Raw genomic sequence first — 12,588 nt, 5'->3', positions numbered from 1 at the left:
TGAGGTATTGCAACTCAGACAGAAATGCTACTTCAACCTTTTCAATCTTTTGGCCAAAATGCCTCTTTGGATCAAGCAGAAAATCTGGGGGAATATTAAGCATAGAGTTTGGTAAGCCTGAATAGGAAAAATGGAATATCTCTCACTCCTCTGGATGACGACCTAAAAGCCTTGATCTTCGCATTGAAGGACTCAGCCGAAGCATTCGTGCTTCTGTTATTGAAGAAGTTCAGAATGTCCAGATAGTGGGTTTGAATAGATTTGGCAACGGTTTTGAAAGAATCAAGGCCGCAATCTTCCACTTGATTGTACCAGAGCGCAAGCTTTTTGAAGGCATGTTCTTTTGATTTACAAGTCCTAAAAATTGTCCCTAATCCTGTCGCCAGCTTGTAGGCTTGGTTTATGAGCGGATAACGCTCAAAGAGCAATCTGGAACGCTGGATTTGCGAAGCAGTCCATTTGTCGCAGTGCTTAAATAACAAATAACGGCTTCTGACCAATAGCTGCTTGATTGTATCACCGTTTGCAAGAATTTCAGGTTCGTATGGCACACCTGCCTGCTTTGCAGCTTCAATAGCCTGATTCTCTTGATCCAGAGCTTGCCAACGATGTTTGATCCTGATTTCCTGGACAGCATCATAAGCAAGTTTTTGAACGTGAAACCGGTCTATAACCTTTGCTGCTTTGGAGAAACACCGACTGACTATCATTCCCATATTGGCAGCCATATCCAGCGTTACTTCCCGCACTTTGCTGCGAATACGCTTGGGAATTTTTCGCAAAACCTCAATCACTGATGCTGCTTGCGTACCCTTTATCATTGCCAGCAAAGAGCCTTTTCTACCTTTTGCAGCCTTATTAGTTACAATCGTGTAAAGTTCGCCATTGGATAGTGAAGTTTCGTCAATACTTAAATATGGACCGGTGTTTTCTGGATACAAAAGCCATTCAGCAGCATGCTCGCGCTGGTCCCAGTCTTTGTAATCACTGATGTGGTCCTTGTATTGCTGTTGAAGCTGTTTGCCGTCGAGATGAAAGTATTTGCCTAGCTGTGAACAACTGACGGGATTATTATCAATACATTGTTTTTAAAAAATCAGCGAACTCCTTGGTCATCCGAGTCCCCTGTTGAACAACATTCCAATCTCTGCTCACTATCTCGCCAGTGTCCTTGACCTCCCAGCGGCGACGCTTAATGCAGAGCGTAACACGCTGGTTACGAATCGGAAAGTCCTGAATGTATATCTCTGGCAGAAAGCCTTTGGACTCTAATTTTTGGTCTTTGTATTCGGTAGGAGGAAGGTTCTTTTCTTCCAGGTAAATATTCAGGCCAGTGAGGCCTTCAACTATTTTGGAAAGCTCGAAATAATCGAGGATGCCCTCGGGCAACAGGAAGCGGACTAGGGCTAAATAGGACTCTTGCAATGCATTCAATATTGATTCATCGCAAAACAACTACTTTTTTTATCGCCCCCCAACTTTTCTGACTGATCCGCCTCTTTCTTATCTATTGCAACTTTTATTGCAACTAAAGAAAAAAGCACCTAGCAAATTAATGCTAAGTGCTTCATTTTCAGGCTCCCGAAGTTGGGCTCGAACCAACGACCCTCTGATTAACAGTCAAAGGCATCCAGATTCCCAATTCTCTACCGTACAAAGAATTTCTTCTATATTGTCTCAAGCCTCTTCCGTAACGCTTCCATGTCATTACTTACTTTCTTATCAACAATTTTGGCGTAGTGTTGGGTTGTCCTTAAATCCTTATGCCCTAACATTTTCGAAACGCTCTCGATTGGAACATTATTTGACAATGTAACCGTCGTCGCAAAGGTGTGACGAGCTAGATGGAAAGTTATATTTCGCTCAATTCCACAGACGTCCGCAATTTCTTTCAAATAGGAATTCATTCTTTGATTGGTTAAAACCGGCAACAACCTATCTTGATTGATACATTGAATATGCTCAGAATAGCATTCTAAGATTTTTAAAGGAATCGGCAACAAAGGAATTTTTGACGGTGTATCCGTCTTTTGTCTCTTTATTGACAGCCACTTACGCCCGTCGATGCCATCAATCAGTTCTGATCGTTTTAACTTCTGAACATCAACATATGATAGTCCAGTATAACAACAGAAGACAAAAATATCGCGGACCTTCCTTAGTCTTTCATTCGGAAATTTCTTTTCAACTATTGCCCCAAGTTCAGTATCATCCAGTGGTCTCCTATCCACTTCTTGCTTTGCCATGCTAAAAGCAAAAAAAGGATCACGAACAATCCATCCACTCTTTACGCAAATCAGGACAATCTTTTTAAAATACACCAGGTATTTCATCGTCGTGTTATGGGAGATATTCCTCTTCCCTTTCAAATAGAAGGCATAAGCAGAGATCAAACTGTAATCCAATTTATCTAGGCTTACATCTGAAACCTTGTACTTAAAAAATAAAAACTCCTTCACATTGCGGAATGCAGCTTCATAACGATTATAAGTGCTTCTTGCAAAATCCTTTCCGATAAGTGCCTGCATTTCGTCATTGTGCTCTTTAAAAATTTCAAGGATCATTCGCGGTCGGTCTTCAATGCCCAACAAAATATTTCGAATGCTATCTGCCGTGATTGGCTTCCCTCAATTAAGCAGGACTTGTTGAACTTCATAGACTTTACTTTGCAAAGAGTCAAGATAAGAGTTGAGTCGCTTAGCCTCTTCCTTTGAACCGATCATTCCTCCCATCTTCAAGCTCCATTTTTCGGGTTCGCATTCCCGTTTTACGGTCAATTCGAAACGTTTTCCGTTTGCTGTGATCCGCAGATAAACTGGCATTTTGCCAGAACCGAAGTTTTTCGGCCTCTTTAAATAAAAGAGTAAATAGAATGTTTTGGTTAACATAACAAACCTGTTTTATGTGAATAAAAGTAGGTCCGCAGTTATAAAAAATCAAGATGTTTACTGATCAAACAAGCTGATATACAATTAATTACACCCCTCCAAGGGAGTCGATGTCTCATTTATAGCAGACTCTCGATTGACTCTCCTTTAAATATGCGAGCAAATGCATATTTTGACAGTTTCCTCAACAATCAAAACCCTGCAAATCAATGATTTACAGGGTTTTGATTGTTTTTAGTAAGTTATCTAGTGCACCCAACGAGTGCAGCCGCTTTCTCTTTGTTTAAATGTCAATATATCTCCCCGGCCAGCGTCGTTAGCCAATCGGCAATAGTCTTTGCATCGGTATCTTTGTTGAAGATCTCTACATCACCGATTTGTTTCAATAAAATTGCTTTGTAATCCTTGGATGAAGGGTTATAGCGGTAAATATAAAAACTGGTGGCACCCCCATCCGCACCGACCTGGGTTGGTTTGGTAAAATCTGAATCATTTACCAGTGCTGCCTGGGCGATGTATTTGCTGAGATCTGCCGCAGGTACCAAGTAGCTTGAAAGCGTTGTCTTGGACAGGTTGGCTTGCAGGTCTTCGGCGGTAAACGAGGCCTCATTGAGTCCATTGATCCATTTATCTGGTTTGTCATAGGTTCTGACGCGCCCGTCTTTGTCTATCAAAAAGCCCTTGAACTGATAACCCCAAGCCTGATTTGAATAATTTACCTCAAAAAAGACTTCCTGACCGTCAGACACTGTAATATCATCCGAACAACCTAAAAAGGACGTCAATAGTAACAGGGCGCAAACAACACGGGAAAATGAAAGTGCTTTCATGGTATGATCAGCTTGCCACAATAAAGTTACGAATTTTCCATTGAACTAACCGGATCGATTGTTATCCAAATGAGGGCGATTTATATAGATTATCCCTATCAGGTTAAAAAGGACAAAAGCTGCACAATGCTAGTCGGCATCGTGCAGCTCAAAGATGTTTTTATAACTATAAATCTGTGACCAAAGGTCTCTTTGGGTAGGACGTAGCGGGTTCGAACCGCTGACCTCCGCCCTGTCAAGGCGGCGCTCTGAACCAGCTGAGCTAACATCCTGTAAGAGCCGCTATGATACGCTAATTTTTATTTGTTTCCAACTGGAAATGGTAAACTTTACGTGACGGGATCCGGTAAAGCAGTACGAGCCCAACGATGAAAATCAGCAGTAGCGCAAGAATACTGTTGCGCATGCTTCCCGTCAGCTGCTCGACTGCCCCATAGATAAATGTACCAATCACAATGGCCAGCTTCTCGGTCACATCATAAAAACTGAAATAAGACGCCGTGTCGGGCACATTCTCGGGGATCAGCTTAGAGTAGGTAGACCTGGAAAGAGACTGTATCCCGCCCATGACCATACCGACCATGCAGGCAATCACATAAAACTCGGAGGCCTGTGTCGTGTAGTAGGCGCCCATGCAGATGCCCACCCAAATGGCCACCCCGATCATTAAAGCATAGATATTTCCGATCCTGCCCGAAAGCCAGGCGAAAGCATAAGAACCTGCAATGCCCACCAACTGGATCAAAAGGACAGTAATGATCAGGCTCTGCGAAGGAAGTTTCAGCTCGGTCGCGCCAAAAATCGTTGCCACGTACATGACCGTTCTCAAACCCATAGTATATATAAAGAAAGCGCTCAGGAATTTGGCCAGGTAAGGTTGCCCGCGGAGCTGCAAATACACTTTTCTTAGTTCAGCAAAACCGTTGAAAACCCAGTTGCCTGCTTTTTTCTTGGCCGATTTTCCAGCGGGCAAATAATGAAAAGGGATCTGTGCAAAGAGGATCCACCAAAGCCCGACGGTAAAAAAAGAGATCCTGGCCGGAAGCGCCTTGTGGGTGATGCCGTAAAATTGGGGCGCAAGGATCATGCTCAGATTAAAAAGAAGCAGCAGAACGCTGCCCAGGTAGCCCATCGAAAAGCCTCGCGCACTGTACCGGTCATAATTTTCCTCGGTGGCAATTTCAGGCAGGTAGGAATCATAAAATACAATGCTGCCGCTCCACCCCACCAAACTAAGCCCGAAAAGAAATACCCCGGCCGTCAGTGTGTCTTTGGTAAAAAAATAAAGCAGCATACAGCTCACTGCGCCGGTATAGCAGAAGAATTTCATAAAATTTTTCTTCTTGCCTGTATAATCAGCGACCGCTGTGCATAACGGGATCAGCAGTGCCGTAATCAAAAAAGAAGCGGAAACGGTATAGGAAAAAAGTACGGAACTTTTGATGTGTATCCCCAGGAAATTGGTCTCAGCAGTGCCCGACGCACTGAGTGCTGTGGCGCTGAAATAAACGGGAAATATACTGGAAACGATAACAAGCGCGTGAACGGAATTGGCCCAGTCGTACATACACCAGGCATTGATCATGGAGGGGTTGTTCTTTTTCATTCATTCAAATTTGGCTACAAAATAAGAAAAGCGGCAGATTTAATCCGCCGCCTCTTTAAACAAATGCTTGCATCAGCCCATCAATTACTTGATGACGGGCTGGAAAACCATGATCGTTTCCTGCTCGACGCCATCGACAGGCATCTTGCTTTTCAACCTGAGTTTGCTATTGGTGAGCTCTTCGACGCCAAATTCGCCAGAGAAGCCCGAAATCTTGATATCGAGCACCTTATTATCGTTCATTAGATACCACGTACCACCGTTGATGACCTGCTTGGAATCCTGATCAATGGCCTTGGTCACATTGTTTTGAAGAAACTGTATATCCATCTCTTCCTTAATAGCCTTCGTCTGGGCATTGAGCTGGTTGACAGGGATATCCTTGTTTGCCAAATCTGTGACTGTTGACATCCGCCAGGGATAATTGATCAGTATTTTATCCTTTTCTGTCAGCGTCGGGTTTTCGTTCTTATCTTTGTCCTTATCGCAACCCAGCAATAAAAGGGTCAAAAGGAGCGGGACAAAAAGCAGTAATCGTCTCATATCTGTTGGATTTTATGTTTCAAGGCAATTTTAAAATGAAAATTTCTTAGCAAATAACGCATTGTTGCTTTCGCGGAAAAATCAAATTACTCTAAGCGCAAAAGTAACGAATTTGTCTGGTCAATTCTTATGGTCCCATATACAAAGATCTATTTAACGGCGGCTTATACTGGCTTTATCTCCCTGCTTCTGCTCTGTTTTCAATCCTTGGGCCAGGACTGTCAGCCCGCTTATGTGCTAAACCCGGTTACGACCAATAATACCATCGAATGGAGCAAATTCCCTGAATTTACGCTACCGTTTCAAATCATTTACAGCGGCCCCCGGTTTGGCGATACCCAGTCGCAGCCGCTCAGACACGGTTTCAGTCATATTGCCGCATACAGCGGCCCGGAGCCTGGCTCGCTGAAAGCCGAGAACCGCGCCATACTTTGGTACGGTGTGGCTACCTCTTCGGGTAATCAGCCCTGGGCCGATAATACATTGCGCAGTCCATGGGGAAACGACACGGCCGCCTACCGCAGCTTTTGGGACAATTATGCTTCCAGCACCTCCGACTCGCAGATCATTTGCCTGGACATTGAAAGAATGCAGCGCGAAGACCGCGATATACTTGCCCTTAAAACCAACACCCAGATCCCACAGAACTACCGAAACCTTTCGGACGCGGATTTTCTATTTGCCTATAAACGTGATATCAGGTGGTGGTATACCGAGGCCGTCAACCGTTTGCGGGCCAAAGGGGTGAAGGCAGCCATCACCAGTTATAGTGACGTTCCGGTGCGCAATACGTGGCTGAACATCACTTCCAACAGCTGGCAGGACTGGACAACCAATCCGGCCCGGACCCATTACCTGACCCAGGACAATAGTGGCAAAGTGGGCGGCAGCTTCCACAATGCATTGGATTTCCTGTCCCCTTCGCCATACTACTATTATGGATATGATCATCCCATTGGCAAGGATTACCTCTCCTACCTTTTATTCAACATTGAATCCAATACGGCTTGGAGCAGTAAGCCGGTTGTACCCTTTGTGTGGATGCGGATTCATGATAGCTATGACCCCACTACCCCACTGATTACTTCCTTTATGGCCCAGGCCACAGCTATATTTCCGTTTTTCTCGGGCGCCAAGGGCCTATGGCTTTGGGAAAACCCTGCATTCCCGGGTAATCGCCAGGAAAATTATGCCCCTTATGAGCATTTTATCTACGGCCTGTACCGCCTGTCGGCCTTCAAAGATATGTTTGAAGGGGCTTATCAATTGGTCATACCACAGTCTGCCAGAGATTTAATGGAATCGCAAACGCCCGTCTGGCGCGGAGTAGTGAAAGGAAATAACATTTTGATCGCCGCCCAAAACCCTTACGCGGCTGATAACGCCCAAACTGATGTTTTTGTCTCCTATCAAAAATGGTCAAGGACTATTTCCTTGAAAGGAAAAGAGGTTTTTCTCTGCAAATTTGACCTGACCGACATTATTAATTCAACGCAGCCCTTCCTCTCAGATGCCTATGTGTACCCGCATGTGGTCAGCCGGGAGCTGAATGTGGCATTGACCGGTGTCAATGGCGCCAGTGAGGTCGAATTCTCGCTGGTCAACACCAAAGGCCAGCCTGTTTTTCAAAAGAAAATAAAATCCGTTGCCGGTCAAACCAAAGAGCTGCTCACATTGCCCGTCATTTCCTCTGGTATATATTTTGCTCGCTTTACTACCAGTTTAAAAACGATCACCAAAAAAGTGGTTGTTGTTCAGTAGCTTACCATCCATTCCCATGAACCGTCTTAGCCAACAAACCAGCCCATACCTGCTTCAACACGCCCATAACCCCGTTGACTGGTACCCCTGGGGCGAGCAGGCCCTTACCAAAGCCAAAACCGAAAACAAGCCTATTCTGGTCAGCATTGGCTATTCTGCCTGCCACTGGTGCCATGTGATGGAGCGGGAAAGTTTTGAAAAAGAGGCCATTGCTGCGGTGATGAACCAGTTTTTTGTCTGCATTAAAGTGGACAGGGAAGAGCGGCCCGACGTGGATGCGGTCTACATGGATGCCGTGCAGGCCATGGGCGTACGCGGAGGCTGGCCGCTGAATGTTTTTTTACTACCAGACAGTAAACCTTTTTACGGAGTGACCTATTTGCCTGCCCAGAACTGGGTCCAGCTTTTAAACAGCATTCACAAGGCATTTACCGATCACTATCAGGAGCTGGCCAGCTCGGCGGAAGGTTTTGTCCAGAACATGATCGTCTCGGAAACTCAAAAATATGGCCTGACTGACTCGACAGCCGAATATAGCACCGCCAACCTGGATCTGATGTTTGAGCAGTTGCAAAGAAATTTTGACACACAAAAAGGCGGAATGGACCGGGCGCCGAAATTTCCAATGCCTTCCATTTACAAATTCCTGCTTCGCTATTATGATATCAGCCAGAATCCCGAGGCTCTCGCCCACCTGGAATTATCGCTCAACCGCATCGCGCTGGGTGGAATTTATGATCATGTTGGTGGAGGCTGGGCGCGGTATTCGGTCGACGATGAATGGTTTATTCCGCATTTTGAAAAAATGCTCTATGACAATGCCCAGCTGCTGAGCATTTACGCGGAAGCGTTTTCATTGACCCAGAATCCGATCTATTCCGACCGGATCAGAAAAACGGTCCAATGGCTGCAATCTGAAATGCGCAGCAAGGACGGCGGTTTTTATTCGGCGCTCGATGCGGATAGTGAAGGAATTGAAGGGAAGTTTTACATCTGGACCGAGCAGGAGCTGCGCCAGACGCTGGGCGATGATTTTGAATGGTTTTCCAAATTATATAAAATATCCAAACGCGGCAACTGGGAGCACGGTTACAATCATTTACACCTGACGCACTCTGTTGAGCAAACAGCCAAGGCGGCAGGTATCTTATTGGAGGACCTACCAGTCAGATACGAGGAAGCACTTAGTAAGCTGGCACAAAAAAGGGCCGAAAGGATCCGGCCCGGGCTGGATGACAAAATCCTGGCCTCCTGGAACGGCCTTATGCTGAAAGGATTGTGTGATTGCTACCGTGCATTGGGCGATGACGCTATCCGTGAACTTGCCATTGCTACCGGCCGGTTCATTGCCGATAAAATGACCGAAAAAGATCAATTATGGCATAGCTACAAAAACGGGTTGGCTTCCATCACCGCCTTTCTGGAAGACTATGCTGCCGTCATGGAAGGATACCTAGGACTCTATCAGATCACATTCGAGGAGCAGTGGATCCAAAACGCGCAGCACCTGGCCGATTACAGCATCCATCATTTTTATGATCAGTCCGAGGGCTTTTTTCACTTCACGGATGCTTACGGTGAGCCGCTCATTGCCCGCAAAAAAGAGATTTTTGACAATGTAATCCCTGCTTCCAATTCCATTATGGCACATAATCTTTATGTGCTGGGCAAAATGCTTGACCGGGAGGATTACAGTAAAATATCCGACAAAATGCTTGCTAAAATCAGCAAATTGCTGCTCGCTGATGTGCAATGGGTTACCAATTGGGCTGCATTATATTGCCTGCGTGCCCTGCCTACCGCAGAAATAGTCATCGTGGGTGAAGATGCTGACGCGATGCGCAAGGACTTTGACCGCTTCTTTATCCCCAATAAAATCGTCATGGGAACGACGGGCTCCTCGGAGCTGCCACTGCTGGAAAACCGCAGCGATATGAATGCCAAAACGGCCATTTACGTTTGCTATGATAAAACCTGTCAGCTGCCTGTTACGCGGGTTGAAGATGCGCTGGCGCAGCTGTCAGGTGTGCGTTAACCCCATATATTTCTAGGTATCAAATTATTCTTTGTCACTTTGGCGCTTTATCTGCTAGCAGCATTCCAGCTGGTGTATACTGGATTGGCAAAAATTTCAGTTTGACCGGAGCTCAGCGTCTCCGGTCAATACGCACTACTTTGGTAACCTTATCTTTTGATTCGCTTCGGCTTTCAATAGGCAACACTCGTAAGAAGCATCATATTTTCATCCTGCTGGTCAACTTTCAATCCCGAAATATCCAGATCGGGATAATGAAGCAAGGCGGTCCTGGCTAACCCTGCAAAACCTGCAAAATGAATCGGCTTAATTTGTTTATAGGTCCAGGCCTTTTTCTGCTCGGCAAAGGGCAGCAGCCAGGTGAAGGCGGATTTAATGCTCTTTCCATCGGGCGTGGTATAATTCCATAGATCTACGCCCACGCTTTCCCCTAATGCGGCCAGCTGGAAAAAACCCTGAAGGTTCATCACCGAGTAGTTCCACGACACCGTTCTGGCCAGCTCGTGCGGCTGTGAACCATCTTTTGCCAACTGACTGGCAATCCTTTTTTTGGTTTGTTCTTCCAAAATCTGCTTTGCCAGATCATCCTGTCCGGTGAAAAGTGCTATCGACACAGTTTGGACATCGTACCAGGTCCCGTGATTGTTAAATTCGTCGGCCTCATCCACCCCGATCGGGCTGGTGCGCATCCAGTGCAGGAATGCTTTGTACCAATCCTGAATGCCGTTATAGTCGGCCTGCGAAAGGCTTTTCGAGTCTTTCAAAAGTTGCAGGCCATCAATGAGCCGGGCAAGCACGTGCGTATCGATAATGCCGATCCCCCGGCCGGCCGTCACGCCTGGTATGGCCTGGCCGTAGTTCAGGTTAGGGTTCATGCGTGTCTCTTTATCCAGAAACCATACTTTTAAAAGCTTGGCCGCATGGTCCGAATATCGGGTATCACCTGTAAAATACCAGGCAAGCCCCAGCAGATTGACATCACGGCACAGACTGCCGTGGTAATCTGCATCTTTAATTGTGTAGCGTTCGGGATTTACCTGACCATCCTTGCGGATATAGGGCAGCCCGTCGGCTTTGGTGGAATCGGGCCACCAGTACGGGCCTACACTCATATAATCATGTTTATCACCACTGGGCGGCACTTTGCTTTTATAGGTAACCGAATAAGGACCCGATTTCAATGCTTTGTCTGCCCGGATTTTCAGGTCTTCCAATGCCTTCAATAGCGTTTTGTCACCCTTTTGTACCTTATCCTTTGCGTTTTGAAGGTATTGGGGTTTGATCAGAAATGTTTGGGCCGGAGACTTGAAGCTTTGAAGTAAAAGTGAGCCCATCACCAAAGCGATACAGGACAAGACTTGCAAGCGGTTTTTAGCTGTTTTCATAAATATTGTTGAGCGGGAATGTGAGCCAAAAAGAAGAACGGTAACAAATTCCCCGCAGGCATGCAGAGTGCAAAACCTGCGGGAAACATTCAAATTCAAAAGGCATGCACTATTTCATCGTATAGCGCTTGATACTGATCTTGGCACTCTTAGAGCCATTGTTGACCGAATTCACATACACATAGGCGCGATACTTTCCGTCCTGCGTTTCGACCCACACCCCCGCTTCCGCTTTCAGGTTGATCGCATAGTCCGGGGCGCTGGTAAGGTCGAGCTGCTGAAAATCCAGGTCATCGATAAAGATACCGTATTGCAAACGGGCGAGATGAAAATCACGCAAATTCCACACTTTCCGAACCTTGGCGCTACGGTTTACACCGGTCGGCAGCGTTAGCCCGGGCAGATAAGTTTTGGCCGAAGGCGCTACCAATGCGTGGGCAAAGGTAATGTTGGGAATCGACCGGTAAAGATACACCAGGTCGATCTTGGCCGCATTGGCTGCTGCGTTGGCTGCGCTGTAGACGGCCATATCTTCAATGGAAATGTAGGCGTTGGTGCTGTCCTTCACGTCCAGGTCCAGCACCATGTCCATCTGGGCAATTTTGTAGGGTCCCATCGCGTAAGAGACCGATTGTCCGTTGCTGGCTTTCGCCGAGAACTTAAATGTAACCTCCTTCCCTTTTGCATTCGAGGGAATGTGGTAGTAGTACCTGAGCGTTGCTGCCGTGGTGTCCTTGGTAAAGGTTACAGTCGTTTTCGCGCCGTTGTTCTCGGACTCTTTCCCAATCTCGATACCAATATCGTTACCGCTTCCATTGGTGTAGTAGGATTTATTATCAAGATAGGTAGCTTCGGCCCCCGCAATGCTGGCCTCCACCTCGGCCGATACCAGTTTACCAAGGGAGGCCGGAATAGCCATCGCATAGGCGAATTCAATGTTGAGCCCGGCCACATTCGGCCCCAGCGTCCTTTTGATGACATCGTTTTGAAGTTGCTCTTTGAGCACAGGTACCGCATATTCCTCTTCCTGGCAGGAAGAAAGGCCTGCCAACCCGATCAATACCATCAGGTAGCGCATATATTTATATTTCATGATCTTCATTTTTGAATGTGAATGGCTTACGGTTGTTGTACTGCAATGTTGACCGTATAGGTTTTCCTTACTTTCCTGTTGCCGGATACCACCGTAAACTTTTTGGGATTGGCCAGATCGGAGAAATCCATGGCACCGGTGATTTTCGGATCGAGTTTTGCGTCCGTTACCAATGAAAACTGCGGGAACAGGTTTTTCAAATCCGTACCATAAAAAACCTTCACATTGATCGTCTGCGCGGTCGTGTCAATGTCGGCATTCTCTGTCCTTACCGTCTGAAAATCAACGCCAAGAAGTTCAAAATTACTTACGTAGCACTGGCTGCGGGTGGTGATCAGCAACCCGTCCTCGTCCACAGGAAAATCCTCTTTGCAGCAGATCAGTATCCCCGCCGTGAGCATGAGTGCTGCAATTGCCTTGATATATTTTAACATGAGTATGAATGTT

Annotated in this window: 12 protein-coding genes and 1 tRNA gene; 2 read left to right on the top strand and 11 right to left on the bottom strand. The window is 46.3% G+C overall.

Features of this window, described 5'->3' with window-relative positions; genetic code table 11:
• Positions 1–95: 95 nt before the first annotated feature.
• From ON006_RS03090 to ON006_RS03055, 8 genes are all read right to left on the bottom strand, one after another.
• On the bottom strand, positions 96–1,079 hold the full coding sequence (locus ON006_RS03090) for an ISAon1 family transposase (protein ID WP_445440914.1): 984 nt from the start codon (positions 1,077–1,079) through the stop codon (positions 96–98).
• The gene (locus ON006_RS03085) at positions 1,075–1,425 is read right to left on the bottom strand and encodes an ISAon1 family transposase N-terminal region protein (protein WP_374761297.1); all 351 of its coding nucleotides are present in this window, start codon (positions 1,423–1,425) and stop codon (positions 1,075–1,077) included. Before ON006_RS03085 ends, ON006_RS03090 begins: the two co-directional genes overlap by 5 nt.
• 242 nt (positions 1,426–1,667) lie before the next feature.
• Positions 1,668–2,564 (bottom strand): site-specific integrase, encoded by an 897-nt coding sequence (locus ON006_RS03080; protein WP_244823647.1) that lies wholly within the window; start codon positions 2,562–2,564, stop codon positions 1,668–1,670.
• Positions 2,565–2,627: 63 nt separating this feature from the next.
• Positions 2,628–2,888, bottom strand: coding sequence for an Arm DNA-binding domain-containing protein (locus tag ON006_RS03075; RefSeq protein WP_244823646.1), 261 nt, complete (start codon positions 2,886–2,888; stop codon positions 2,628–2,630).
• Between the two features lie 290 nt (positions 2,889–3,178).
• Positions 3,179–3,718: a hypothetical protein gene (locus tag ON006_RS03070; RefSeq protein WP_244823645.1), complete on the bottom strand. Its 540-nt coding sequence runs from the start codon at positions 3,716–3,718 to the stop codon at positions 3,179–3,181.
• Positions 3,719–3,915: 197 nt separating this feature from the next.
• A tRNA-Val gene (locus tag ON006_RS03065) sits at positions 3,916–3,990 on the bottom strand.
• Positions 3,991–4,010: 20 nt separating this feature from the next.
• A complete protein-coding gene (locus tag ON006_RS03060; RefSeq protein WP_244823644.1) occupies positions 4,011–5,324 on the bottom strand; it encodes an MFS transporter in 1,314 nt (437 codons plus the stop codon).
• 84 nt (positions 5,325–5,408) lie between these two features.
• Positions 5,409–5,867, bottom strand: a complete 459-nt coding sequence (locus tag ON006_RS03055) for a hypothetical protein (RefSeq protein WP_244823643.1) — start codon at positions 5,865–5,867, stop codon at positions 5,409–5,411.
• 129 nt (positions 5,868–5,996) lie between these two features.
• On the opposite strand from ON006_RS03055, the gene ON006_RS03050 reads away from it, so the two are divergent.
• Together ON006_RS03050 and ON006_RS03045 are read left to right on the top strand one after the other, a co-directional pair.
• Positions 5,997–7,628 carry a T9SS type A sorting domain-containing protein gene (locus tag ON006_RS03050; RefSeq protein WP_244823642.1) on the top strand — a complete coding sequence of 544 codons (1,632 nt, stop codon included), beginning with the start codon at positions 5,997–5,999 and terminating at the stop codon, positions 7,626–7,628.
• 16 nt (positions 7,629–7,644) lie between these two features.
• Positions 7,645–9,663 (top strand): thioredoxin domain-containing protein, encoded by a 2,019-nt coding sequence (locus ON006_RS03045; protein ID WP_244823641.1) that lies wholly within the window; start codon positions 7,645–7,647, stop codon positions 9,661–9,663.
• 173 nt (positions 9,664–9,836) lie between these two features.
• On the opposite strand, the gene ON006_RS03040 is transcribed toward ON006_RS03045, so the two are convergent.
• From ON006_RS03040 to ON006_RS03030, 3 genes are all read right to left on the bottom strand, one after another.
• Positions 9,837–11,048 carry an alginate lyase family protein gene (locus ON006_RS03040; protein ID WP_244823640.1) on the bottom strand — a complete coding sequence of 404 codons (1,212 nt, stop codon included), beginning with the start codon at positions 11,046–11,048 and terminating at the stop codon, positions 9,837–9,839.
• A 109-nt stretch (positions 11,049–11,157) separates the two neighbouring features.
• Positions 11,158–12,141, bottom strand: a complete 984-nt coding sequence (locus tag ON006_RS03035) for a DUF4466 family protein (protein WP_244823639.1) — start codon at positions 12,139–12,141, stop codon at positions 11,158–11,160.
• Positions 12,142–12,167: 26 nt separating this feature from the next.
• Entirely contained in the window at positions 12,168–12,575 is a 408-nt protein-coding gene (locus ON006_RS03030) for an SGBP N-terminal domain-containing protein (RefSeq protein ID WP_244823638.1), read from the bottom strand.
• Between the last annotated feature and the right edge of the window lie 13 nt (positions 12,576–12,588).

Origin of the sequence: Dyadobacter pollutisoli, assembly GCF_026625565.1 — a bacterium.
Classification (GTDB): Bacteria; Bacteroidota; Bacteroidia; order Cytophagales; family Spirosomataceae; genus Dyadobacter; species Dyadobacter pollutisoli.
Note: the sequence above shows the minus strand (reverse complement) of the source record. Positions and strands in the feature narration are given on the sequence as shown.